At 50.7% G+C, this 25,506-nt stretch carries 18 protein-coding genes and 1 riboswitch; of the genes, 16 read left to right on the top strand and 2 right to left on the bottom strand.

The window, feature by feature from the left end; genetic code table 11:
• The first annotated feature begins 138 nt into the window (after positions 1–138).
• From ABIC22_RS08565 to ABIC22_RS08535, 7 genes are all read left to right on the top strand, one after another.
• Positions 139–2,352: a helix-turn-helix domain-containing protein gene (locus ABIC22_RS08565; protein WP_354480161.1), complete on the top strand. Its 2,214-nt coding sequence runs from the start codon at positions 139–141 to the stop codon at positions 2,350–2,352.
• 55 nt (positions 2,353–2,407) lie between these two features.
• Positions 2,408–4,720: a glycoside hydrolase family 3 N-terminal domain-containing protein gene (locus tag ABIC22_RS08560; RefSeq protein WP_354480159.1), complete on the top strand. Its 2,313-nt coding sequence runs from the start codon at positions 2,408–2,410 to the stop codon at positions 4,718–4,720.
• The gene (locus ABIC22_RS08555) at positions 4,717–7,815 is read left to right on the top strand and encodes an alpha-mannosidase (protein ID WP_354480157.1); all 3,099 of its coding nucleotides are present in this window, start codon (positions 4,717–4,719) and stop codon (positions 7,813–7,815) included. Before ABIC22_RS08560 ends, ABIC22_RS08555 begins: the two co-directional genes overlap by 4 nt.
• A gap of 228 nt (positions 7,816–8,043) precedes the next feature.
• Entirely contained in the window at positions 8,044–8,919 is an 876-nt protein-coding gene (locus ABIC22_RS08550) for a sugar phosphate isomerase/epimerase family protein (RefSeq protein ID WP_354480155.1), read from the top strand.
• A 12-nt stretch (positions 8,920–8,931) separates the two neighbouring features.
• Positions 8,932–9,804: a sugar phosphate isomerase/epimerase family protein gene (locus ABIC22_RS08545; RefSeq protein WP_354480153.1), complete on the top strand. Its 873-nt coding sequence runs from the start codon at positions 8,932–8,934 to the stop codon at positions 9,802–9,804.
• 223 nt (positions 9,805–10,027) lie between these two features.
• Positions 10,028–10,264 carry a MerR family transcriptional regulator gene (locus tag ABIC22_RS08540; protein WP_127540527.1) on the top strand — a complete coding sequence of 79 codons (237 nt, stop codon included), beginning with the start codon at positions 10,028–10,030 and terminating at the stop codon, positions 10,262–10,264.
• A 392-nt stretch (positions 10,265–10,656) separates the two neighbouring features.
• Positions 10,657–11,085: a VOC family protein gene (locus tag ABIC22_RS08535; protein WP_127540525.1), complete on the top strand. Its 429-nt coding sequence runs from the start codon at positions 10,657–10,659 to the stop codon at positions 11,083–11,085.
• 82 nt (positions 11,086–11,167) lie between these two features.
• Here the strand turns inward: ABIC22_RS08535 and ABIC22_RS08530 are convergent, their stop codons facing one another.
• Complete coding sequence (locus ABIC22_RS08530; protein ID WP_354480148.1) at positions 11,168–12,025, bottom strand: hypothetical protein; 858 nt, start codon at positions 12,023–12,025, stop codon at positions 11,168–11,170.
• 196 nt (positions 12,026–12,221) lie between these two features.
• Here ABIC22_RS08530 and ytxJ point away from each other — a divergent pair, with 196 nt between their 5' ends.
• From ytxJ to ABIC22_RS08490, 8 genes are all read left to right on the top strand, one after another.
• Positions 12,222–12,761, top strand: a complete 540-nt coding sequence (ytxJ, locus tag ABIC22_RS08525; RefSeq protein ID WP_261780164.1) for a bacillithiol system redox-active protein YtxJ — start codon at positions 12,222–12,224, stop codon at positions 12,759–12,761.
• Positions 12,762–13,045: 284 nt separating this feature from the next.
• Entirely contained in the window at positions 13,046–13,129 is an 84-nt protein-coding gene (locus ABIC22_RS08520) for a potassium-transporting ATPase subunit F (protein WP_354485906.1), read from the top strand.
• Between the two features lie 36 nt (positions 13,130–13,165).
• Positions 13,166–14,845: a potassium-transporting ATPase subunit KdpA gene (gene kdpA, locus ABIC22_RS08515; protein WP_354480145.1), complete on the top strand. Its 1,680-nt coding sequence runs from the start codon at positions 13,166–13,168 to the stop codon at positions 14,843–14,845.
• A 71-nt stretch (positions 14,846–14,916) separates the two neighbouring features.
• The gene (kdpB, locus tag ABIC22_RS08510; protein WP_354480142.1) at positions 14,917–17,085 is read left to right on the top strand and encodes a potassium-transporting ATPase subunit KdpB; all 2,169 of its coding nucleotides are present in this window, start codon (positions 14,917–14,919) and stop codon (positions 17,083–17,085) included.
• A 259-nt stretch (positions 17,086–17,344) separates the two neighbouring features.
• Positions 17,345–17,905 (top strand): potassium-transporting ATPase subunit KdpC, encoded by a 561-nt coding sequence (gene kdpC, locus ABIC22_RS08505; RefSeq protein ID WP_354480139.1) that lies wholly within the window; start codon positions 17,345–17,347, stop codon positions 17,903–17,905.
• A 132-nt stretch (positions 17,906–18,037) separates the two neighbouring features.
• Positions 18,038–20,377, top strand: a complete 2,340-nt coding sequence (locus ABIC22_RS08500; protein ID WP_354480136.1) for a histidine kinase — start codon at positions 18,038–18,040, stop codon at positions 20,375–20,377.
• Between the two features lie 8 nt (positions 20,378–20,385).
• Positions 20,386–21,966, top strand: coding sequence for an ATP-binding protein (locus ABIC22_RS08495; protein WP_354480133.1), 1,581 nt, complete (start codon positions 20,386–20,388; stop codon positions 21,964–21,966).
• Position 21,967: 1 nt separating this feature from the next.
• Positions 21,968–22,666 carry a response regulator gene (locus ABIC22_RS08490; protein WP_251643590.1) on the top strand — a complete coding sequence of 233 codons (699 nt, stop codon included), beginning with the start codon at positions 21,968–21,970 and terminating at the stop codon, positions 22,664–22,666.
• 107 nt (positions 22,667–22,773) lie between these two features.
• Here ABIC22_RS08490 and melA read toward each other — a convergent pair whose 3' ends face one another.
• Positions 22,774–24,075, bottom strand: a complete 1,302-nt coding sequence (gene melA / locus ABIC22_RS08485) for an alpha-glucosidase/alpha-galactosidase (RefSeq protein WP_127540513.1) — start codon at positions 24,073–24,075, stop codon at positions 22,774–22,776.
• 192 nt (positions 24,076–24,267) lie between these two features.
• Here melA and ABIC22_RS08480 point away from each other — a divergent pair, with 192 nt between their 5' ends.
• Positions 24,268–25,095, top strand: coding sequence for an AraC family ligand binding domain-containing protein (locus ABIC22_RS08480; RefSeq protein WP_354480129.1), 828 nt, complete (start codon positions 24,268–24,270; stop codon positions 25,093–25,095).
• Positions 25,096–25,175: 80 nt separating this feature from the next.
• A riboswitch (cobalamin riboswitch) is annotated at positions 25,176–25,365 on the top strand.
• Positions 25,366–25,506 lie beyond the last annotated feature (141 nt).

Here is a 25,506-nt window from a genome sequence, read left to right as displayed (position 1 = left end):
AGTCACCAGTGACCGGGACAGTTTTATCCTTTGACAACCCCACTTCCTCCGATATAATACGGATTATTTATAGGTAGTTAACGACCAGAGCGAGTGGTTGTCGTCACATGTATAAACAGTGGTGGGGGGACCTTGGGGATGAACAACAATTGGTTTAGACGTTTGCTGCTTTCGTATCTGCCTGTGTTCTTTATTGTGACTACGATTCTATTTATTATCTTCTTCCAGATTTTCAATGAACAGAACCGCAAGGAAGCGCTAAAGGCCAATGAATTTCTGGCTTCACAAGTGACGCAGTATTTGGATAATTCCCTGCGCTCGATCGATTTCAAGGTGCTGCGTGAGATTTTGACCAATCCGAATCTGAAAAATTATTACGCGGTAACCGGAAGTGATGATGTCTATGCCGGCATTCAGGCAGTTCAGGTTATCGACGAATTGAAAATAGAATATCCGTTAATCGACTCCATTTATATGGTCCGTTACAGGGATGATAAGGTATTCAGCAATGGCAAGCCCGTGCCCATCGAGGAGTTCCCGGATGCGGCATTTATAGAAGACAGCCGGGCTGCAGAAACGCAGAAATGGGTCGGCGGAAGAACCTTCAGGGCCTTTCCCACAGAGGAAGGGAAACAAGTCATTACACTGATCCGTGGAGTTGGCAATGGGAGTGGGCTGATTGTGGTGAATGTTGATCTGCAGACGCTGCAGAAGTCCATTATGCAGATGTACGATCCCGAGTTCACCTTCGTCAATATCTACAATCGGTCAGGCGGCAATCTGTGGGACAGCGGTGTGACAGAAGAGCATACTGTCCAAGCCTCTTCCGGCGAAGTTTTCTCTGAATTCACTTCCAGCTACAGCGGGTGGAAGGTACAGACAGGGCTGAACAATGGCAAAGTCGTCAAATTTGCCCTGAAATTCTACAATATCTGGTTTGTGTTTGCCGTGGCTGTTGTTCTGATTGGTGTAGTGTGGGTGATCTATGTAACGCGCAGGAATTATAAGCCAATTCAGCAGATTGTTACGTTAATCGAGACGGTGGCTTCACAGAAACAGCCAGGCATGAGCTATGCCAAGGAGAATGAGTTCCGATTTATCCAGACGACTCTGGAGCAAATGATTGACCAAACGAAGCAGTATCAGGAGGAATACGAAGAGAATCTGATTTTGAAGAAAAAATACTTCTTTCAGGAACTGCTGGAGGGAACGAAGGAGTTTACCGGCGATGAGCTCTTGGCCGAGATGAACAAGTTCAGCCTGCCACGATTGGATGACAGATGGACCGTGATGGTCGTGGAGATCGATCGCTACTCCCGCTTCATTGATGAATACCATGTGCAGGACCAGTCCCTTCTGAAATTTGTATTGTCCAGCATTTTGCAGGAGAGCGCCCGCAAGGAAGATACCGAGGTATGGGCGGAGTGGATCTCGGACCATCGGCTGTATGCCATCTTATGGTTACCGGAGACGCCGCAGCCGGAGGAGAGTGAGCGCAGACTGCTCGAAGGTTATCTGGACCAGGTCGAGCAGTATCTGAACTTCACGGTAACCATCGGAATTGGACGGGTAGCTGTGGACCTGCGTGGTCTCAGAGCATCCTTCAAGGAGGCTGTCCATGCGCTCGATTACAAAGCGGTACTGGGTGTAAACCGGATTATTCCGTACGGTGATGTACCGGGCTCAACCAATGACGTGTATGAATTCCTGAAGACAATATCGCTGTTGGTACAGGCGATGCGGCTGTCCGATGACGATTGGGACAAGCATTTTGACAGGCTGTTTGAGCAAATTCATGCCTCAATGTTGTCCCGTCAGGAAATCATGAACACGATCCAGCTGCTGTTCCAGCATGTGAACCGGGAATTCGCAGAGCTGCCGCGTGAATACCACGAGCTGTGGGCGGAGGTTATGGGTCATCTGCTTCGCAATCTGGAGGATTGGGAGACCGCTGAAGATCTGCGGGAATTATGCAAGGAAGGCTTCCAAACACTTGCCGGGCAGATGCAAACACTGCGTTGTGCCAAAAAACACCGGACACATATTCTGGAGATTCGCAAGTATATCGAAGAGAACTATAACAATCCGGATCTGTCCTTGAATTATTTGAGTGACCTGTTCGATATTAATCCGAAATATTTAAGCAAGCTTTTCAAGGATGAGATTGGTGAGAAATTTGTGGATTTGCTGATCAGTCAGCGGATTGAGAAGGCCAAACAGTTGATGCAGGAGACGGATAAGGCCATTCAGGAGATCAGCGAGGAAGTCGGATACACGAATTACAATTCATTCAACCGGGCCTTCAAAAATGTGGTAGGGGTCGCACCGAGCGATTACCGAAAAGCCATTTGATCTCAAGTGGAACACAAGCAGCAAGCCAAGCCAAATGCATAAGGAGAATGTGCACATGGATTATAGAGATGCTTCGTTACCGATCCCCGAGCGGGTACAGAATTTGCTTGAACAGATGACTACGGAAGAGAAAATTGGCCAGCTGATCCAGCCGATGGGCTGGAAGACATACCGGAAAGAGTCGGATGGCACCGTACAAGTGACGGAGGAATTCAAAGAAAATATCGCGCAAGGTGGCGTTGGTTCTCTATACGGCGTGCTTCGTGCTGACCCGTGGACCGAGGTAACACTGGAAACCGGGTTGACCCCGGGCCAGGGAGCAGCTGCCACCAATGAAATTCAGCGCTATGCGATTGAAAACTCGCGTCTGGGCATTCCCGTTTTGTTCGGGGAGGAATGTTCGCATGGCCATATGGCGATCGGGGCAACGGTATTTCCGGTGCCGCTGACCGTAGGAAGCACGTGGAACACGGAATTGTACCGCAAGATGTGTGAGGCGATTGCGGTCGAGACTCGCAGCCAGGGCGGAGCAGCAACGTATTCGCCTGTGCTGGATGTGGTGCGGGACCCAAGATGGGGACGGACCGAGGAGTGTTTTGGCGAAGACACGTATCTGATTGGTGAGTTGGCTGTGGAAGCGATCCGGGGATTACAGGGAGACCGTCTTAATTCGGACCGGACCATTCTGGCAACGCTGAAGCATTTTGCTGGATATGGAAGCTCGGAAGGAGGGCGTAATGCCGCTCCTGTGCATATGGGTCTGCGCGAGCTGCACGAGGTAGACCTGCTGCCTTTCAAAAAGGCGGTGGAGGCCGGCGCATGCTCTGTGATGACTGCGTACAACGAGATTGACGGTGTACCGTGCACTTCCAGCACGTATCTGTTGAATGATCTCCTGCGCGAGCAGTGGGGCTTTGAGGGGTTTGTCATCACCGATTTTGGTGCCATTCAGATGCTGGTCAGCGGACACAACACAGCGGAGAACGGGGAGCAGGCCGTAGCTCAGTCTCTTCAAGCGGGTGTGGACATGGAGATGTCCGGATTCATGTATCGTAAACATCTGGCGAAGGCACTGGAGCAGGGATTGATTCATCATCAGGATCTGGATAAAGCGGTATGGCCGATTCTGGAGATGAAGTTTCGATTGGGGCTGTTTGAGCAGCCTTATGTCGATCCAGAATTCGCCGAGCGAGTGATTGGTTGCGAAGAGCATGTGGAGCTGGCAAGGAAGGCAGCCCAGGAAGGGATTGTTTTGCTCAAAAATGAGGAGAATCTCCTTCCGCTCAGCAAGACGGGTCCGAAGATCGCAGTACTGGGTCCGAACGCCAACCATACGTATAACCAGCTGGGAGACTACACCTCTCCACAACCGAGTGGACAGATCGTTACAGTGCTGGAAGGCATACGCCGCAAGGTTGGTGCTCATGCGGATCAAATCCTGTACGCGCCCGGCTGCCGGATCAAAGGCGATTCCAGGGAGGGCTTTGCGCAAGCACTCGCTTGTGCTGAACAGGCCGACGTAGTTGTGATGGTTATGGGCGGATCAAGCGCTCGCGACTTCGGAGAAGGCACAATTGATCTACGGACGGGTGCATCGGTTGTAACGGATAATCCATGGAATGATATGGAATGTGGAGAAGGTATCGACCGTTCATCGCTCAATCTGATGGGTGTGCAGCTGGAGTTGGTTCAGGAGGTATATAAGCTGGGCAAACCCGTGGTTGTCGTATATATAAACGGACGACCTATTGCAGAGCCTTGGATCGACGAGCATGTGCATGCCATTTTGGAGGCCTGGTACCCGGGGCAGGAGGGCGGCAATGCGGTGGCAGACATTCTGTTTGGAGATGTTAATCCGTCCGGGCGTCTGACGATCTCCATTCCCAAACATGTTGGACAGCTCCCCGTGGTTTACAATGCCAGACGTATGCGAGGGAAGAGATATTTGGAGATGGATCTGGAGCCGCAATATCCGTTTGGCTTCGGACTCAGCTATACCGAATTCGAGTATGACCATGTGAGAGTTGTGCCTGAAATGATCGAACCGAATGGTGAGGCTGTGGTTCAGGTGGAGGTCACGAATACAGGTAAGGTAGCCGGAGCTGAGGTTGTGCAATTGTATATAACGGACGAAGCTGCCTCTGTTACTCGGCCAGAAATATCACTTAAGGGATTTTGCAAGATCCATCTGGAGCCTGGAGAGTCCCGGACCGTCACTTTTCCCGTAAACGCAGAGCACCTGGAACTCATGGACTCCCGACATCAGTGGGTGGTTGAGCCAGGCAAGTTCCGTCTGATGGTTGGCAGCAGCTCTAAGAAGTGGAAGGCATGCGATTTACAAGTGCAAAGTGAGGTGGGACCGGTATGATTCGGATAAGCCGATTTATAGAGGATATGGCACAGCAGCAATGGTTAGCGAAAGTGGAGCTGCCTGAATGGCAGATGCAGAAGGCCAGATATATACGGCCTGGAGAATACCGGATGGAGCAGGAAGAAGCCTCTGTCCAATCTGTGAATCCCCTTCATAGTACACACGGAACGACTTATTTTATGAGCAAGCTCATTGAAATCCCCAGCGATTGGGAGGATCACGCCATTGCTTTGACTTTTGAAGCGGGTGGTGAAGGGCTGCTGAAGGTGAACGGCAAGTCGTATCACGGACTGGATCGCAATCATTGGCTGGTCCCGCTTCCCCGAAGCCGGGTTGGGGCATCACCCCTGCTGGAGATTGAGCTGTATGATCCCATTCCGGAGCCGCACGATCCACTGAATCGCCAGGCGGTCATACAATCGCCGATTCGGGGCATACATACAGCTCTCGTACATATCAATCGTCCTCTGCAAAGTCTCATGTATAGCGTAACGGTGCTTGCAGAATCGCTAAAGGCATTGCCTGAAAAAGATCTGAAGCGTACCCGGCTGGTTCGGGCCATTCACCAAATCATGGATGAGATGTACAACGAGCCGAGACGGTGGATTGAGCCAGCGTGGGTGCAGCGCTTCGAACAATTGCTTGCACAGTCCGTGCAGGAGCAGGATCCGGAAGAACAACGGGATGGATTCATGCATCTTGTGGGACAGTCACATATTGATATCGCCTGGCTCTGGCCTGTGCGGGAAACCGTGCGCAAGTCCAGCCGTACCTTCTCCACAATGTGTACCTTAATGGACGAACATCCGGGGTTCGTGTATTCACAGAGCCAGCCTCAGCTATACGCCTTCGTGAAGGAGCATTATCCGGATCTGTACGAACGGATCAAGGCTCGCATTGCTGAGGGGCGATGGGAACTCGTCGGTGGCATGTGGGTAGAGCCGGACTTGAATATCCCGAGCGGCGAGTCCCTGGTGAGACAGATTCTATACGGACAGAACTTCTACCAGGAGGAGTTTGGCAAGCGCTCAAGCATCGAATGGCTGCCGGACACTTTCGGCTACTGTGCGTCCCTACCGCAAATACTTCAGCTTGCGAATATTCCCTATTTCATGACCACCAAGCTCAACTGGAATGACACCAATGTGTTTCCTTACGACCTGTTCGACTGGGTAGGCATAGATGGTACCTCAGTGCTGGCGTATCTCAATCACGGGGTGAATGAGCATACGCGTCCCAAGGATGTGGATGAACACTGGCAATCCTATAAACAGAAGGATCTGCATCCGGAGCAAATGCTCCTCTATGGACATGGAGACGGTGGGGGCGGGGTTACACATGAGATGGTTGAGTTTGCGGAGCGTGCCCCGTTCATGGTTGGACAACCAATCAGCACATTCAGTACGGCGCAGGCCTTTTTCGAAGGGATTTCGACCGATAATCCGACGCTGCCGAAATGGCATGGCGACTTGTATCTGGAGCTGCATCGTGGAACGTATACGACGCATGCGCGAAATAAACGAAGCAACCGCAAGGCGGAAGTGCTGTATCGGGATGCGGAGATCTGGGGTCAGTTTGCCGGGTCTGAGGCAGATTGGGCGAAGAGTGCGCTGAAGGAGGGCTGGAAGCTGATTATGCTTAATCAGTTCCATGATATTATCCCCGGCACGTCCATTCCGGAAGCGTACGTTACATCAGCGGAAGAGTACACGAAGGTATTCGAATTGGGCACGGCGGCTTTGGATAGTAACCTTGGCTATCTCACAGAACGCATTGCAACAGATGGTTCAGACGGTTTGCCGTACGTTATATTCAATAGTCTGGGCTGGGAGCGCGGAGAAGTGGTGACCCTTAGTGGGGGTGCTGAACTCAGCGGGATGGCAGCGTTTGACCAGAACGGTAATCGGATGGATTGTGATCTGGTGGAAAAGGAAGACGTACGGACCCTGTCTGTCGTTATCCCATCCATCCCTGCGTTTGGTTATACGACGATATGGCTTTGCCCAGACAAGCATTCTGCTCAAGCTGCATGGAAGGAGGACTCTTTTCCTTCCAGCTGGGAGACCCCATTTTATATGGTTGAATTCAACGAGATCGGCGAGATTACCAGATGGTACGACAAATCTGTGGGTCGGGAGTGGTTGAAGCCAGGGGACAAGGCGAATGAACTGCAATTTTTCCACGACAAACCGACCTACTGGGATGCATGGGACATTGATCCGAGGTTCGAATCTCAGCCTGCAGGTAAGGTTCAGCTAATCTCGAAGGAGGTTGTACAGCGGGGTGAAGTCAAGGATGTACTGCGGTTTCGCTGGAAGTTGAATGAATCTGACATCAGCCAGGATATCGTATTTTATCGTCATCAGCGCCGGGTGGATTTCCAGACAAAGGTCAGCTGGAATGAGAGTCATAAGCTGCTCAAGGTTGCCTTTCCGGTGGATCTGGTGGCTGCCAAAGCAGCGTATGAAATCCCGTTTGGTGCGCTGGAACGGCCGACACATAACAACACCAGCTGGGAACAGGCACAGTTTGAGGTCTGCGGGCATCGCTGGGCGGATATCTCCGAGGGCAATAGCGGAGTAAGTCTGCTGAATGACTGCAAATATGGATACGACATCAAGGATCGGACAATTCGCCTGTCTCTGCTGCGTGCTCCGAAGTGGCCGGATGAACATGCTGATCAGGGCGAACATGAATTTACGTATTCATTATTGCCCCACCAGGGAGATTGGCGGGAAGCTGGGGTCGTACGTCAGGCGATGGAGCTGAATCATCCGGTTCAGGCCGTTGCCGCAGGCAGGCATGCGGGCGTCCTACCTGCGGAGCATGCCTGGATTGATTATCAGAGCAAGCATGTCATCCTGGATACGGTTAAGGCCTCGGAAGATGGTACGGGAACGATACTTCGCTTCTATGAATCGTCAGGTGGCCGGGAGACGGTACAGGCCCAGTGGAAAGACCGGAATGTGGAGGCATCGATCGTCAACCTGTTGGAGGATGAAATTAGTCTGCTTACTTCTCAGAAAGGCGCATTCGAGCTAACATTTAGACCCTATGAGATCAAATCGGTGAAACTTCGTCCTGTTGATTAAGGATTAGCCAGGCATTGCCTAGACAGGCCGCTTGGAACCCACACGATAAATGACGTAAAAGGATATAAAAAAAGATGCTCGATTGATATGTGACGGCGACTCATACTTTAGTTATGATGAGGAAGAGTCGAGGAAGATTCGCTTCTCTATTATTGACGTTTATATCATCTGATTATCGGCTCAGACAGTATCCTGTTTTGAAAATACCAATTCACGGGAGGGCATGACATGACATTAACGAACAAGATCGGTGTAATCGTGGATAGCTTCGGCGTAGGTGTACGTGAAGGGTTGAAAAAGGCCAAGGATGTGGGTGCGGAAGGTGTGCAAATCTATGCGGTCAAGGGAGAGATGGATCCGGAAAATCTGTCTCCCGCGGCACGCAAGGAGCTAAAAAGCTATATTGATTCCCTGGGTCTTGAAATTTCAGCCCTGGTCGGCGACCTGGGCGGTCACGGATTTCAGGTGAAGGAAGATAACCTATGGAAAGTCGAGAAGTCCAAGCGTATCGTGGATCTGGCTCTTGATCTGGGTACCAATATTGTGACGACCCATATCGGCATTGTCCCGCATGACCCTGCCTCAGAGGTATACGCTACGCTGCACGCAGCATGTGAAGAGCTTGGTCAGTATGCAAAAAGTGCAGGAGCGTACTTTGCAATTGAGACAGGACCGGAGACGGCAGCTGATTTGAAAGGATTTCTGGATACCCTCTCAACAAACGGGGTTTCAGTCAATTTTGACCCGGCTAACATGGTGATGGTGACGGGTGATGACCCGGCTCAGGGTGTGCGTCTGCTGAAGGACTACATCGTACATACCCATGTGAAGGATGGTGTACGCCTGAAGGAAGTCGATCCAAGGGATGTATACGGTGCAGTGGGCTATGCGCCGATGGATCATGAGAAAATTGCCGAAATGGTATCCTCAGGAACCTTTTTCCGCGAGGTGCCGCTCGGAGAGGGTGGAGTGGATTTTGACAGCTATTTTGCTGCCCTTCAGGAGATTGGTTATACAGGGTACCTGACGATTGAGCGCGAAGTCGGCAATCAGCCTGAACAGGATATCCGCAAGGCGGTTGAATTTATCAAACAATACCGTTAGGGAGCTGAGAAGATGAAAGTGGGCCTGAGTACGTATAGCTTGTTGAACGATTTGAAGTCGGGCGAGATGACGGTTCTGGACGTGATCGACTGGATTGCGGCAAATGGCGGCGAGCATATGGAAATGGTCCCGTACGGCTACACGGTGGAAGATAACCCGGAGCTGGCTGATGCGATTCGGGAGCGTGCTGCTTCCGCAGGCATAGAGCTGTCCAATTATTCGATGCCAGCCAATTTTGTACAGGAGACGGAAGAGGCTTTTGAGGAAGAAATGGCCCGGGTCAAAAGGCATGTCGATGTCGTGCACCGAATGGGTGTCAAACATATGCGTCATGACGTGACGGCCTTTACCTTGCCGAAAGAAAACATGACCATTACCTGGTTTGAGCAGCATTTGCCGCTCATGGTTCGGGGAAGCCAGATTATCGCGGACTATGCCGCACAGTTCGGCATTACAACGACGATTGAGAACCATGGGTTCAGTGTGCAGGCAAGCGATCGGGTGCAACGAGTACTGCAAGCTGTAGACCGCCCCAATTTCAAAACAACGCTGGACATTGGCAATTTTATGTGTGTGGATGAGCATCCGATAATCGGTGTCATGAAGAACTTGCCATACGCTTCCCTGGTTCATTTCAAGGACTTTTATTTCCGTCCATATGATGAACATCCGGGTGGCGGTGATTGGTTCACCACAACTCATGGCAATTTTCTGCGCGGAGCCATTGTGGGGCATGGAGATATCCCAATCCGGAAAATTGTGAAGTTGATCAAGGAATTCGGATATGATGGCAACATTACGGTTGAATTCGAAGGCATGGAAGAGTGTAAGTCCGCATCCCGAATTGCGATGGACAACCTGCGCCGATTTTGGAAAGAAGCATAAGGCAATCATTCGATTTTATATCTCGGGCCACTTTACTTTAAAGTGGCTTTTTTGGCTCTTTTACACGATTGTATTCGTGCAGACCGATCTGCGAGTGTCCTCTCGGTAAGCTAACATATATTGGTTCTGTGCAAGGATCAAGTTACGATCGTCACAAGTGTGATATACTGAATCTATTCAGCCTGGAAATTTACTGGCTATGGATGGGAGAGATCACTGATCTATGCAGGTATTCGAGGACTGGAATCAAAAGGTGAAAAAAACATTTAATGCGACAAACCCCGCGGTTGTACTGACGGTTTCGGAGGCAGGTAATCTGCTCGGTTTATCTAAAGATCAAATGAAACTGTATGTGGACAAAAACAAGTTAACCAAGGTGCCCATTATGCGAAGCGTACATCGGTATTTGTTGCTGGAGAGCGAGATTGCCGACATCGTTAAGAAGAATAAATCCATATAGTCCTTTGATCAGCCATCTTACCGACACGAGTTCGGGAGGTGGTTGTTTTGTTTATACGGGCGGAGGGGCTTCACCGGATTCGTCCTTCTTGTATTCTGCTCCATCGTTATGCTTCGTTATCCTGGACGCACACCCGTGATAGCCGAAATAACACCCATCTTCACCCTCTTGAAGTGGTGTCTGATCTATGCCAGCTTCGCGGTGCTTGTACCGGGAATATGTATTTTGCTGACCCGTTATATCAAGAGAGTCCGGGGATAAGATCTGACCGGAAAGGGTATTGCTTTAAAGAAGGAAATACCTGCTTGTCAAAGGACAACCTGTCCTATATACTCATGTCGCAAGCGGCAGGAATGGTTATCAAAACATGAGCTTAAGGAGATGAAGAACGCATGGCGATTAGTCTGAATGTGTATCTTGTAACGGATGGAAACGGAAAGGAAGCAGTCGCGTTCTACAAAGAGGTTTTTAACGCAGAAGTGTTGGCAATTCAGACATTCGGTGAAGGTCCGTCAAGTCCGGATCATCCGATTCCGCCAGAAGCCAAGGACCGTATCATGCATGCTTCTCTGCAGATCGGGGGCTCAGTGCTCATGTTGTCGGATACGTTCCCTGGCATGCCTCATGTCATTGGTAACAACATCAGTGTTACCGTGAATACGGATACCGCAGATGAAGCCAAGCACATCTTCAATAAACTCGAAGATGGCGGAGAGGTGAAAATGCCAATCCAGGAGACATTCTGGAGCCCGGCATACGGCATGGTTACGGACAAGTACGGCGTTCAGTTCCAAATTAGCTGTACACCTGGCCAAGCCTAGCTAATTGTCTTCGACGCTATCCTTAAAAAGCAAAGACCTCCACTGCCTGATTTTCATCACGCGAGCTGGAGGTCTTTTTGGCCTAGACTTGCTTTTGAATCTTGGAAGGATTGTTGATCTTATAGGGCACCGGATTTCGAGTGAGCTTCTTCTTAATGATCTTTGCTTCAAAAGTCAGGACATCCCCGACTTCAAGCTCCTGCTTTTTCATCGTGGCACTATGGCTGGACCAGGCTTCACCAAGTTCAACGTGATCAGGCTCGGTGATGGCCACTCCTTCATAAACGATAACTTCATCATCATTGTCGGAGAAATGGTTTGGAACCGTTGTAAATTCCTTGACGACTGCCGTCATTTTCACTTTGCCTTCAGGCAGGTCAATCTTGACCGATTTCGCCTTGCTTGCCGTCTTCGCCTTCGGTTTAGATTCACTGCTTGTCCCGCCTTGTGGGCCAACATATTCCTCTACAAGTCCATCTGGGTCACCTTTCAGTCCGGAATGGCTTTCCCCGGCATCGATGTCCATGTCATTCAGATCAGATGGAATACCGTCTGAATCGGATATGGCATCCACGTCGACTGAAGCAGTAACAGCATGAGCTGTGTCCTCTGTCCGGGATATGTTCAATGGCTCACTCGCCTTATCCGTTTCTGCTGCCGCCACGGCTCTTACATTGTAGCTCGACGCTTGCATCTCTTTCAGATAAGAGGGATGAATGCAGTGTTTCTGTTCATTATCCAGTTGGATGACGGCAGCCATATGATCCACATAACCAATGATGGTACAGGGCGTGTTCAGTCCGTTTCCTTTATAGTAGAACGTTTTGAGCTTGGTTGCTTTACCCGAAAGCAGGCCCCACTCCTGGCACTTTTCAATGAGTTCCTCATCGTTGTCCAGGGGAATGTAATGCTGAGGTTCTATCATAAAAGCATATGTCATTTCGTGATTCCGCCTTTCCCCATTGTTTCTCCATTCATCGTTTCCAATTTACAATCAGTGTATCACAAGTATATACCCGGAGATGCATTTTATAAAAGTCGACCAAAGGCATGCCTATGGTATAATTTGAGGAGAATACAGGACAGAAAATTGTTATAGAACCTTATTATACATATGCTCTGAAAGGATGATCACCATGGAGAAAAAAGTGAATCCCCAAGCTCTATGGCTTGGATTAGGCCTAGCACTCGGAGTGAGCATTGGTACGGCAACGGATCAGCTCGCACTCGGCATTGCTTTTGGCGTGGCCCTTGGCGTTGTGATTGGATCAGTGGTAAGCAAACGGGCGATTGCCGGTACGGAAGATATGTTGAAGGAACATGTCCGTGAACTCCGTAGACAGGAAGACTGGGAAGAGGCACTTCAATCTTCGGAGGATCATCCCGTACTCATCCTGAAGCACAGCACCACCTGCCCGATCAGCGCGAGAGCGTACCGCGAGTTTATGGCATTTGTGGGCTCCAATGCGTCCGATCCCAGACAGCAGATGGACTATCATATCGTCAAAGTCATCGAGAATCGCCCGCTCTCCCGCCGGATTGCGGAGGAAACAGAGGTACATCATGAATCACCACAGGTGCTGCTCCTGGATCAAGGGCAGGTCATCAAGCACACATCCCACGGCAAAATCACGAAAAAGAGACTGCTGCAATGGGCGCAGAATCCGTTTGGATAAAGGTCAAATCACCGATAGACCCGTTTTCTTTCAGCCATTGGCGAAGGAACGGGTCTATTTTTACGTTTTTTTTACACCCTGGCAGGGATTTCTTTACCCCCTTTTTACAGCGTTCAGGTATAAGATTTTACACGTAGCAGGTTGGAAGAACGGTAGAGAGAGGGAGGAAGGGCATATGGTCAGTGATGCTGCAATGATCGGATTGGTTGTACTGCTGTTCGTGGTGTTCTGGGGTTTCATTAAATTCTGCGAGAGAGCCTAGGGCTATAGCCAGAGAGGGGAAGATGCATATGACCGCTATAGGAATGATTGTACTGGCACTTATGGTCTATCTGGGCTATGTGCTCGTGAAGCCGGAGAAATTCTGAATCATTTGGATCGCAGATTAGGGAGGAACTATGGATATGGGTAGCGGTTTATTACAAGTGGCGGTCACGCTGCTGATCATCATCCTGCTGGTAAAACCGGTGGGTAGTTATCTGGTCAAGGTATTCGATGGCAAGCGGACAGGACTGGACCGGATCTTTGGAGGACCTGAACGACTGCTCTATCGATTAATGGGGGTTCGGGAGAATGAGTCGATGGGCTGGAAAAAGTACCTTTCAGCTGTGCTCATTTCCAACTTTGTCATGTTGATTTTGATGTTTTTGGTGCTGCGGCTGCAGCAGTTTCTGCCGCTCAACCCGGATGGCATCAGCAACATGCCTGCAGCGCAGGCGTTTAATACAGCAGCATCCTTCATGACCAACACCAACTGGCAGTCGTATACGGGCGAGAATGCCCTGTCGTATCTGTCACAGATGCTGGCCGTGACGTTCCCGATGTTTACATCGGCGGCAACGGGCTTCGCTGTAGCAATTGCATTCATCCGCGGACTGGTTGGCCGGAGGGATGAACTGGGGAACTTTTATGTCGACCTGGTACGGTCGATTACAAGAATCTTTTTACCGCTGAGCTTCATTGTGGCCTTATTCCTGGTCTTTCAGGGTGTGCCACAGACGCTGGCAGGGGCGGTGAACGCGACCACGCTGGAAGGCGGAGAGCAGACAATCACTCGCGGATTGGTTGCTTCACTCGAGTCGATTAAACACATTGGTACGAATGGCGGCGGCTGGTTTGGAACCAATGCAGCACATCCCTTCGAGAATCCAACGGCGCTGGCGAATCTGCTCCACATTGTCTGCATGATGCTGCTGCCCACTGCACTGGTGTATGCATTCGGACTGATGGTAAACAACCGGAAGCAAGGCTGGGCATTGTTTGCAGCGATGAGCTTTCTGTTTCTCGTGATGCTCACGACTGTTTTTGTATCGGAGTACCGCGGTGTACCTGCGCTGGATGCCGCCGGCATTCAAGGGAACATGGAGGGGAAAGAGGTCAGGTTTGGGATAGCCGAATCGGCGTTATTCACGGCAGTGACTACAGCTGCGACAACGGGATCCGTCAACAATATGCATGAGTCGCTCACGCCGCTCGGCGGAATGGTGGCACTTGCCGAAATGATGCTCAATAACGTATTTGGCGGTAAAGGGGTAGGCCTGCTTAACGGATTGCTGTACGTCATTCTGGCCGTGTTTATCTCCGGACTGATGGTAGGACGGACACCTGAATTTCTGGGCAAAAAAATTGAAGGGAAAGAAGTAAAGCTCGCATCGATTGCGCTGCTGATTCATCCCTTAATTATTTTGGCTCCAACTGCGCTGGCGCTTATGCGGCCCGAAGCGGTAGCCTCGATTTCAAATTCAGGCATGCATGGCCTGACCGAAGTGCTTTATGCTTTTGCATCGGGTGCTGCCAATAATGGGTCCGCTTTTGCCGGACTGAATGCCAATACCGACTTTTACAATATCGCCATTGGTGTGGTGATGCTTCTGGGAAGGTACATCTCCATGATTGCCATGCTCGCGATTGCAGGATCCCTGGCAACGAAACGAATAGTTCCGGTAACAACGGGTACACTTCGCACACATACCCCTTTATTTGCAGGGATTCTGGTGATGATGATTGTGGTGGTCGGAGCGCTCACCTTCTTCCCATCACTGGCGCTTGGGCCGATCGCTGAGCATTTGGCGATGCTCCGGTAACGGGCAGACAGTCTATGAATGAGATACGGGAAGTACAGCAAGGACATTGAGCATGGAGGTGCACGAAATTAATGGGTGCTATAGAGCGAAAGAAGGAACACATGGTGGAAGGAACAAGTAATCAAGCAATTGCAGAAACAGACAACGAAACATACAGACCAAGCGGAAAGGGTGAGGGAAAGGAGATTAATCCCCGCCAACAAGGTCCAGGCAAAAGGAGATTAAGCGGGGACATCGTACGGCAGGCTTCTCTGGACGCCTTTAAGAAACTTAATCCGATGGTCATGATCAAAAATCCCGTCATGTTTATCGTGGAAGTTGGCACGTTCATCACGCTGCTCTTATGTATCGATCCGGATCTTTTTGCTGCATCGGAAGCGGGACGGGGGTACAACGTTGCGGTGTTCCTCATCCTGTTGTTCACACTGCTGTTTGCCAACTTTGCTGAAGCGCTCGCCGAAGGCCGGGGCAAAGCCCAGGCAGATACCCTGCGCAAGACGAAATCGGATACGACCGCCAAATTGATGCAAAAGGATGGGACAATTCGGCAAGTATCATCGACTCAGTTGAAAAAGGGAGATATTGTCCGCGTGGAAGCAGGAGAACTGATCCCCACGGACGGCGAGATTATTGAAGGATTGGCCTCCATAGACGAATCGGCCATCACGGGTGAATCAGCTCCGGTCATCAAGGAAGCAGGCGGTGATTTTTCCTCCGTAACGGGAGGTACACGAGTCACTTCCGACTATATCGTCATGCGGGTACAGACCGATCCGGGAGAATCCTTCCTTGACCGGATGATCTCTCTGGTTGAAGGTGCGCAGCGTCAGAAAACGCCAAACGAAATCGCGCTGACCACGCTGCTGGCCGTATTGACCCTGATTTTCCTGATCGTCATTCTGACGATGGTTCCGATGGCGAGTTACCTAGGCATTCGCCTTGATTTGGCGACACTGATTGCCTTGCTGGTTTGCCTTATTCCTACAACAATAGGGGGCCTGTTGTCCGCAATCGGGATTGCCGGAATGGACCGGGTCACGCAGTTCAACGTGCTCGCCATGTCAGGGAAAGCAGTGGAAGCGGCAGGGGATATTGATACGCTGATTCTGGATAAGACCGGAACAATTACGTACGGAAATCGCATGGCCTCCGAGTTCATTCCCGTTCAGGGTGTGACCGTGCAGGAGATGACCCGGGCAGCGCTGCAGGCCTCGGTTCGTGATGAGACGCCGGAAGGACGCTCCGTGGTGGAGCTTGCAGGCAAGCAGGGAGAGCGCTGGCCAGAGCAGGAATATGCAGATGCGGAAAGTGTGGAGTTTACCGCCGAGACCCGTATGTCGGGTCTCAATCTTGGCAGCGGAATGCAGATTCGCAAGGGCGCAGTGGATGCCATCAAGCATCATATTGCTTCCCGGGGTGGACGAATTCCTGCCGATCTGGATGACATCGCCAATCGCATTGCCAAGGCTGGAGGCACTCCCCTTGCTGTTGCGATCGATGACCGGATCTACGGTGTAATCTACCTGAAGGATACAGTGAAGCCGGGTCTGAAGGAGAAGTTTGCCGAGATGCGGTCCATGGGCATCAAAACGATCATGTGTACAGGCGACAACCCTCTTACAGCAGCCACGATTGCACTGGAAGCAGGCGTGGATGACTTTATTGCTGAAGCGAAGCCGGAAGACAAGATCGCCGCGATCAAAAAAGAGCAGCAGGCAGGCAAGCTCGTCGCCATGACCGGCGACGGGACCAATGATGCGCCTGCCCTGGCGCAGGCCGATGTGGGCCTGGCGATGAATTCGGGTACCATGGCGGCCAAGGAAGCGGCCAACATGATTGACCTTGATTCCGACCCGACCAAGCTTCTGTCGGTGGTCTCCATTGGGAAGCAGCTTTTGATTACACGCGGGGCGCTAACCACCTTTTCGATATCGAATGATATTGCGAAATACTTTGCCATTATCCCGGCGATGTTTATTATCGCCATGCCGCAGCTCCAATCGCTGAATATTATGAATCTGGCTTCACCGCAATCGGCCATTCTGTCGGCATTGATCTTTAACGCAATCATCATCCCGCTGCTCATTCCGATTGCGATGAAGGGCGTGAAGTACCGGGCCATGTCAGCCGAGCGGCTGCTCGGACGCAATGTGTTGATCTATGGCGTGGGTGGCGTGATCGTACCCTTTATCGGGATTAAGCTGATTGACCTGATTCTTTCGGGGCTTCATCTGGTGTGACACTAACTCCTATAAATTGGACTCCTTTTTACACGAAAACAGAGAGGGCAGAACAAATCTGTAGAAACGAAGTGTTCGCCTAAAAGCTTTCTGCAAGAAAGCTACTTCGGAAGCCTAAGCTATCCACGGATTTTCTCCATTAGGAGAATAGATCAAAAAATCCGTGGATTACAGCGATCGGAAGATGGGGCTGTAATCGAAGTGATACAGTGTAACGCTCAATTTTGTTTTAAAATAACGAATTCAGGATGTGACTGATATGAAGACCATACTGCCTGCCATCCGCTTGTCAGTTGTACTTATGCTGATCTGCGGCATCGTGTATCCGATGGTGACGACTGCTGCGGCACAGCTGCTGTTTCCAGCAGAAGCGAATGGGAGCCTGATTACCCAAAACGGAAAAGTGATCGGTTCATCCCTGCTGGCACAGGAAGTAAAATCACCGGCCATGTTCCAACCCCGTGCATCAAACGCGAGTTATGACCCGACGGCATCGGCAGGCTCCAATCGGGCAGTAGCTTCGGCGGAGTATATTGGTGAGATGAAAGATAAGATTGCTCAGCTTAGACAGGAAAATCCCACACTACAGCAGATTCCTGCCGATCTGGTGACGGGTTCGGGCTCAGGTCTGGATCCTGACCTTTCACCGGAAGCAGCAAAAGCACAGATCCCGCGAATTAGTCAGGCGACAGGTCTTAGTGAGCAGCAGCTCGTAGAACTTGTGGAAGCGCATGTTCAAGGGCGTCAGCTCGGCATATTCGGAGAGCCTCGTGTCAATGTGACTGCACTGAATCTGGCGCTGACAGCAGAGCTCAATTAGCCTGCAGAAATATATCTGAGCTCAAGTCAAAAGCGGCATAAATCGCCTTATCTATCATTGGCCTTCTTCCGGATTTCGGAAGGGGCTTTCTCCATTTTCGATAAATTGGGAGTGGAAAGGAGACATCAACGAATGCATGAAAGCTTCAAGCGCAGATCAGCCGAGGACCTCCTGAAGATGATTACGAAGCTGCAGCAGGGCACGCTCACCATCTATATCGGTCCGGTCAGCGGTTCTGGCAAAACCTATCATATGTTAAGAGAAGGAAATACGCTGCGCCAGCAAGGCATTGATGTGGTGATCTGCGCGGTATCGACCATGCAAAGACCGGAAACCGTGGAACAGCTCGGCGAGCTTGAACGGATTCCGAGTATCCACTGGTGCCGTCAGAGAGATGGCATGGAGATGAAGGATCTCAATATTGAAGCTCTGCTGGAGCGCAATCCGGAAGTGGTGCTCGTTGACGGACTGGCGCATAGAAACCGCGAGGGAGCTCTGCATGCTACGAGGCTGGAGGATATTCAGTATCTGCTGAAACACAACATCAGTGTGATCACAACGGTAAACGTCTACGAGCTGGAAGGGTATACCGAACTGGCCCGTAAACTTACAGGTATTGCGGCAGATTATACCGTTCCTGCGGGGACACTTGAATTGGCTGACGAAGTGAAGCTGATCGATGTGACACCGGAAACGGTTTTGACCCGGCTTGCCGAAGGACATTTGAAGGGGTATGAGGGAGAGGCAGTGTTTCGACAAGGCAATTTGGGCATTTTACGGGAACTGGCGCTGAAACTCGTTGCCGAAGGAGTCAATGAATCACTGAGGGAACACCGGGAAGAGATGGGTATTACCATGACAACAGGCATCATGGAACGGGTGCTGGTGTCGACCCAATATCATTGGAATGGATCCATTTACATTCGAAGAGGGCAGCAGATTGCGAAGAGACTGAATGGTGATTTATGCGTGGTCACTTTCCGCGACATGAAGAAGGCATTAACCAAGGAAGCCACGGTATTTCGCCGAAACATGATCAAGCTGGTGGAGAAATTCGGAGGAGCATTCGAGGAATTGCCCATGACGCATCGTCGCAGGATTCCATCCGCCTTGGCACGTTATGCTGCCAGGCAGCAGATTACGCGTATTGTGATGGGTCACTCACGTCATACCCGCTGGCAGGAGTTATGGCAAGGTTCAGTCATCAACTCGCTCCTGCACAAGCTGCAGGGGGTAGATCTGTTCCTGCTTGCAGACCGAACCGAACTGGATGGAGAACGATTACTTCCTGCGAAATTGCCGGATACCCGCAGCACAACCTATCGCAGATTAAGCGATCAAGAAGTGAAGAAACAGATCGGCCAGATTCATAGAGGCAAATTCAAAGTATACATCGGTGCAGCCCCGGGCGTAGGCAAAACCTATATGATGCTCCGGGAAGGCAACGATCTGCTCCGCAAAGGCATTGATGTCCGAATCGGCTTGCTGGAAACGCACAATCGGGCCGAGACCATGGAACAGATTGGACAGCTGCTTGTCATTCCACGGGATCGTCGGACATATCAGGGAGTAGCGCTGGAGGAGATGGATACGGAGGCTATTCTTCGCCTTTGCCCGGAAGTAGTGTTGGTGGATGAACTGGCCCATACCAATGTGCCCGGAAGCGTAAGGAAAAAACGTTACGAAGATGTGCTTCATCTGCTGGATGCAGGTATCTCGGTAATCACGACTGTTAACGTGCAGCATCTGGAAAGCCTGAACGATGCCGTAGAGCACATTACGGGAATTCGGGTCCGGGAGACGGTACCGGATCAGATTCTGCAAATGGCAGATGAAGTGCAGTTAATCGATGTTGCACCTCAGGCCTTGCGGCAGCGCATGCGGGAAGGTAAAATCTATGCAGCAGCCAAGGTGGAGCAGGCACTTGCGAATTTCTTCCGCATTGGCAATCTGATTGCATTGCGGGAACTTGCCCTGCGTGAACTGGCCGATGATGTGGATGAACGGCTGGAAGCGAAGGAGCAAAAAAGTGCGCTTCGGGGCCCTTGGCGAAGACAGGAAGCGGTCTTTGTCTGTGTAAGCAGTGACAAACATGCGGAGCGGTTAATTCGCCGTGGTTTTCGCACGGCTTATCGGTTGAAGGCCGTATGGCATGTACATCATGTACATGTAGGCAGGGCAATGAGTGACGAAGTAAAGGATCAGCTGGAGGCCCTGGAACAGCTAACCATAAGGCTGGGTGGGAAATTTCATATTCATCACAGTGAGAAACTGAGGGAAGTATCAAGTATTTTGGCAAGCAAGGCAGCAGAGGAAAAAGCAACGCAGCTGGTGGTTGGTCAAGCGAAGAGGCTCTGGTGGCTAAATGGCTATCGTGGTGCCGGATCGGTGATCAATCGGCTGGTACGGCTGTCCAGACATATGGATGTATTAATAGTTGCAGATTACGATTATGATCCAAGCGGGATGTGAACAGTACAGTGCCTGAACGAAACACAGAAGAGAAGGGGAATCCTCCTTTGCACCGGGTTTCCCAATATGTATGGGTAACCATTGGCATTACCTTATTAACCCCACTGCTTCATGTCATCGGCATGAGTAGTGATCTGGTTAACGTCTCACTCATTTATCTGTTTCCCATTTTGGTGAGCGCCGTTTACTGGGGATTGGGCCCTGCAATCTACGCAGCGAGTCTTAGCGTAATCATGTTTGACTTCTTTTTTGTACCTCCGAATCTCAGTTTTACCGTTGCGGATCTGCGATATATTTTTTCCTTTATTGTGTATTTGGCCGTAGCGGTTTTAACAGCCACACTTTCCAGTCGCTTACGTCAGCAGCTGGAGATGGTTAGGCAGCGTGAAGCCACTACCAATTCATTGTATGCGCTCAGCCGCCAGATGACGGCTGTTACGGATCTGGATACACTGCTCCATCATATTGCGAAGCAAGTATCATACACACTGGGTACCCAGGCTGCCGTATATTTGCCTGATGCTCATGATGAGCTGAAAGTAACAGCATCTGCCGATGACCTGGGAACCGCAGTCTGGGGTGGAGAGGAATCAGAGATCGCGATTGCCAAGTGGGTGTACAGGAATGGCGAAACTGCGGGGAGAGGTTCTACCATCCTGCGGGAATCTTTGGGTCTATACGTTCCCTTGCGTACGGAAGATCAGATACACGGCGTGCTTGCCGTCCGTATGGAGGCCAGGGATATTCATGAGCAGCGGGAACAGCTGCAATTGCTGGAGGCCTGTGGAGGGCTGGCGGCCAGTGCAATTGCTCGCGTCAAACTGGCAGAGGAAGCAAGGGTGGCACAGATGACTGCCGAATCAGAGCGCATTCGCACGGCTTTGCTGGACTCTGTGTCCCACGAACTGCGGACGCCCTTAACGACGATCATTGGATCCGCTACAGGATTGATCGAGAATGACGCCATATTTACCCCGGAAGACCGGAAGGAGCTGACGGGCAATATTCGGGATGGTGCCATGCGCATGAACCGATTGGTGAGCAATTTACTGGGCATGGTGAAGCTGGAGAGCGGTATGCTGCAGCTGCGCAGGAAATGGTGTGACGTCGGGGACATGATCAGCGTGGTGTTAACGCAAGTAAGGGAATTCAGCAAGCATCGGAGCATTCGTGTGGATTTGCCGGATCAACCGTTATTTATATGTGGAGATGAAGTGCTGCTGGAACAGGTGCTGATCAATGTGGTCAGCAATGCCATTAAATATTCTCCTGACTATAGCGAGATTGTCCTTACTGTTACGAGGGATGAGAGAAACGCCAGGCTGACCATTGTGGTAGCGGACAATGGTGTAGGTATTCCTGATGCTGACAGGGAGCGGATTTTTGAAAAGTTTTACCGGTCGGAATCCTCTCGTCATGTGACGGGCACAGGACTGGGACTGGCTATATGCAAAGGGATTGTTGAAGTTCACGGAGGAACGATTGAAGCAGATCCCAATCCAGGAGGCGGAACAAGAATGAGCATCTGTTTGCCCATGGAAGCGCCGGAAGCATTATTTCCCTATAGAGGACAAGGAGAGGTTGAGTAACATGACGGCATCGCAAGGGGCTCGCATATTGGTTGTAGATGATGAACCACAGATTCGCAAACTGCTGAAGGTGACCCTGCAGGCCCATCAATTCGAAATTCATGAATGTGCAGATGGCGACGAGGCTGTCATTCAGGCGAGTATCGTTCATCCAGATCTGATCATACTCGATCTGGGTCTGCCGGGGATGTCCGGGATGGACGTGCTGCATCGCGTTCGCGAATGGTCCCAGGTGCCCATTATTGTACTGACGGCGAAGGAACGCGAGGAAGACAAGATTGCTGCGCTTGACGGTGGGGCCGATGACTATGTAACGAAGCCGTTTGGCATGGGTGAACTGGTTGCCCGGATTCGGGTTGCACTTCGGCATGTGGCGAAGACAACCGATGAACCTGTGCTGCGTTTTGGGTCTCTCACTGTAGATCTGGCACAAAGGCAGGTGGAGCTGGACGGTTTGCCGATCAAATTAACACCCACAGAGTATGATATGCTCAAGGTTCTGGCCTCCAACGCCGGAAAGATCATTACCCAGCGCCAGCTGCTGCAGCAGGTATGGGGCGGGCATCATCACGAATCTGATAGTCATTATCTGAGGGTCTACGTGGGTCATCTGCGCAAAAAATTAAAGGAAGACCCTACGCAACCGCGATTCATCCAGACCGAGCCCGGAATTGGCTATCGCTTTTTGCTTCAGGATTAGTTTGGAAATGTAATAAGAATCCCATAAAAAAGCGCCGGAGCCTCCTGGATTTACAGAGGTCTTCGGCGCTTTTTTTATCAACAATGAAATAAAAATGATCTTTTGCTTTAGGATGTATACTTCGGCAGCCAATCCCCATGAGCCTCGATCAGTTCATCGCACATGGCAACGATGTCATCAATGGACAGCTCGGCAGCAGTGTGCGGATCCAGCATGGCGGCATGATAGATATGTTCCTTTTTGCCCGTCATGGCCGCTTCAATCGTCAGCAGCTGGGTGTTGATGTTGGTGCGGTTCAGTGCCGCCAGCTGCGGAGGCAGGTCGCCAATGTATGTTGGGCTGATTCCGGATCCGTCCACCAGACATGGCACCTCGACACAGGCCTCACGAGGAAGGTTGGTAATTAGACCGGTATTCATTACATTACCGCCGATTTTGTATGGACGGTCCGTTTCCATCGCTTCCATGATATGCGAAGCGTATTCGCGGCTGCGGGTATGTTCAATATGTTCACTGGCAAACAGCTTCTCGCGCATTTCCTTCCAACCTTCAATCTGGTTCACGCAGCGGCGCGGATACTCATCCAGCGGGATGTTGAAGCGTTCGATCAATTCCGGATAATTCCGTTTGATAAAGTATGGATGGTACTCAGCATTGTGCTCGGAAGACTCCGTTACGTAATATCCAAAACGATTCATCAGCTCGAAACGCACCATATCATGATGCTGCTCCTTCTGTTTCTCCCTCGCCAGACGTTTAATCTCCGGATACAGATCCTGGCCATCTCTCGTTACTTCCAGCAGCCAGGCCATATGGTTGATTCCTGCCACTTTTGCAACTACGCCTGTCTGATCCATTCCCAGCGCTTCAAATAAGTGAGGCACGCATACCTGCACGCTGTGGCACAGACCTACCGTTTTGATCCCTCCATGCACGTTCATGACATTAGTCAGTACGGCCATCGGGTTGGTGTAGTTCAGGAACCAGGCGTCAGGACACACTTCCTGCATGTCCCGGGCAAAGTCGAGCATGACCGGAATGGTACGCAAATTACGGAAGATACCGCCAATGCCAAGGGTGTCAGCAATGGTCTGACGCAGTCCGTATTTCTTCGGTATTTCGAAGTCCGTAATTGTACATGGATCATATCCGCCCACTTGAATGGCGTTAATGACATATTTGGCACCGCGCAGTGCTTCTTTGCGGTCTGTGTATTTTTTTACGGAACAACGGCTTCCAAGAGAACGGCCCATACTGGTCAGCAGTCGCTCCGAATCATTCAGCCGCTCGGCATCAATATCAAACAAGGCCAATTCAAAATCCTGCAGTGCTTCGGTCATCATGACGTCACCTAATACATTTTTGACAAAAACGGTGCTGCCTGCACCGAGAAACGTAATTTTGTTCATCTCAAGTCCAGCCTCCCTGAATAATGGTGTACCCCAACTATAGGCCGATCCGGCTTATATAACTATGGTTCAACCTCTCCCATACATGGCATAATCCCATTTTTGGTCCCGCTTTCAGCTGATATTTCCCAGGTTCACCTGTTATAATTTAAAATGAAAAAATAGATGCGGAGGAAGGGAAGGAGTGGGAGGATGACACCGATTGAGTTTAATGTGATGCCCATGGACTGGACACAGATGGAGCTGGTGCTGTTGTTTTTCGGCTGGCAAGCCTGCGATCCTTCTCATTATTGGGGTCCAGGGGTGCGAGATTCCTATGTGGTTCATTACATTCATGAGGGATGGGGAACGGTGCATATGGAGGATAAGGAATACCGGCTGACCCAGGGTCAGGGCTTCGTCATTCTCCCGGATACCATTATCCATTATGAGGCCGATGCGAAGGAGCCATGGACGTACTCTTGGTTCGGGTTTAAGGGCGTCCATGCCAAGACATTTATGCAGCGGGCAAAACTGAGTCCGGCACATCCTGTATTTGATGCCAGAGATCCGAAGGTAATGGATGGTTTGTATGCAGACATGACTCAGGCGTCATCACGCAATGGCGGAGATGTTTTTAGCCAGAGTCTGTTATACCGTTTAATTGCCGAACTGATATCCTCCTCACCTGAAGAAGAGAAGGCGGGGCATCCCCTTTCCACCAAGGATGAATACATCAGACAAGCCGTCCAGTTCATGGAGAACAGGTACAGCCAGAAGACGTCCATCCTTGATATTGCGCAGTCCGTCCGCTTGGATCGTACGTATCTGTCCGGTCTTTTTAAGGAGAAGTACGGGAAGTCGCTTCAGGCATTCTTTCTTGAATACCGGATGAATCGCGCAGCAGAGCTGCTGCAGAGTTCAACGCTTTCGGTCAGTGAGGTTGCCCACTCCGTGGGGTATACGGATCCGCTTTTATTTTCCAAGATGTTCAAGCGTGTGACAGGAGTATCCCCCAAAGGTTCGAGAGAGCGGGAATAGGCTGACGAGCTGTTTCAAATTTGAATAAATGCTTTGATCATTATCTGTGAGCCAGCTATACTGGTACAGAATGCATTTCAATTGAATATGTGGAACTGGGTGCTTTACCTTCGGGTAGAAGCTTAATAGGGAAGACCGGTGTGATGCCGGCGCGGTCCCGCCACTGTAACAGAGGAGTCATGCAGCGTTATGCCACTGGTTTAGACCGGGAAGGTGCTGCAATGACGAGGATTCTGGAGCCAGGAGACCTGCCTAGTTTAACAACACAGTAGTACCTACGGGAGATAGGAAGGTGTTTAGAGAGCATGATTTTTTCTGAAAATCTGTTTATTTAAGACGTCCTTATCCGGTACTAGCGGAGAGAGACGTCTTTTTTGATATGCATGGACAAGTCACGTGCGGGGTTGGAGA

The organism is Paenibacillus sp. PvP094 (assembly GCF_040546835.1).
Taxonomy (GTDB): Bacteria; Bacillota; Bacilli; order Paenibacillales; family Paenibacillaceae; genus Paenibacillus; species Paenibacillus illinoisensis.
This window is presented reverse-complemented; position numbering and strand designations above follow the sequence as displayed.

Coding starts and splice junctions, on each gene's coding strand:
- ABIC22_RS08490 (WP_251643590.1), top strand. CDS start 21,968: ATGACGGCATCGCAAGGGGCTCGCATATTGGTTGTAGATGATGAACCA.
- ABIC22_RS08530 (WP_354480148.1), bottom strand. CDS start 12,025: ATGACATATGCTTTTATGATAGAACCTCAGCATTACATTCCCCTGGAC.
- kdpC (WP_354480139.1), top strand. CDS start 17,345: ATGAAGACCATACTGCCTGCCATCCGCTTGTCAGTTGTACTTATGCTG.
- ytxJ (WP_261780164.1), top strand. CDS start 12,222: ATGGAGAAAAAAGTGAATCCCCAAGCTCTATGGCTTGGATTAGGCCTA.
- ABIC22_RS08565 (WP_354480161.1), top strand. CDS start 139: ATGAACAACAATTGGTTTAGACGTTTGCTGCTTTCGTATCTGCCTGTG.
- ABIC22_RS08545 (WP_354480153.1), top strand. CDS start 8,932: ATGAAAGTGGGCCTGAGTACGTATAGCTTGTTGAACGATTTGAAGTCG.
- ABIC22_RS08540 (WP_127540527.1), top strand. CDS start 10,028: ATGCAGGTATTCGAGGACTGGAATCAAAAGGTGAAAAAAACATTTAAT.
- melA (WP_127540513.1), bottom strand. CDS start 24,075: ATGAACAAAATTACGTTTCTCGGTGCAGGCAGCACCGTTTTTGTCAAA.
- ABIC22_RS08480 (WP_354480129.1), top strand. CDS start 24,268: ATGACACCGATTGAGTTTAATGTGATGCCCATGGACTGGACACAGATG.
- ABIC22_RS08560 (WP_354480159.1), top strand. CDS start 2,408: ATGGATTATAGAGATGCTTCGTTACCGATCCCCGAGCGGGTACAGAAT.
- ABIC22_RS08550 (WP_354480155.1), top strand. CDS start 8,044: ATGACATTAACGAACAAGATCGGTGTAATCGTGGATAGCTTCGGCGTA.
- ABIC22_RS08500 (WP_354480136.1), top strand. CDS start 18,038: ATGCATGAAAGCTTCAAGCGCAGATCAGCCGAGGACCTCCTGAAGATG.
- ABIC22_RS08535 (WP_127540525.1), top strand. CDS start 10,657: ATGGCGATTAGTCTGAATGTGTATCTTGTAACGGATGGAAACGGAAAG.
- ABIC22_RS08555 (WP_354480157.1), top strand. CDS start 4,717: ATGATTCGGATAAGCCGATTTATAGAGGATATGGCACAGCAGCAATGG.
- ABIC22_RS08520 (WP_354485906.1), top strand. CDS start 13,046: ATGCATATGACCGCTATAGGAATGATTGTACTGGCACTTATGGTCTAT.
- kdpB (WP_354480142.1), top strand. CDS start 14,917: ATGGGTGCTATAGAGCGAAAGAAGGAACACATGGTGGAAGGAACAAGT.
- kdpA (WP_354480145.1), top strand. CDS start 13,166: ATGGGTAGCGGTTTATTACAAGTGGCGGTCACGCTGCTGATCATCATC.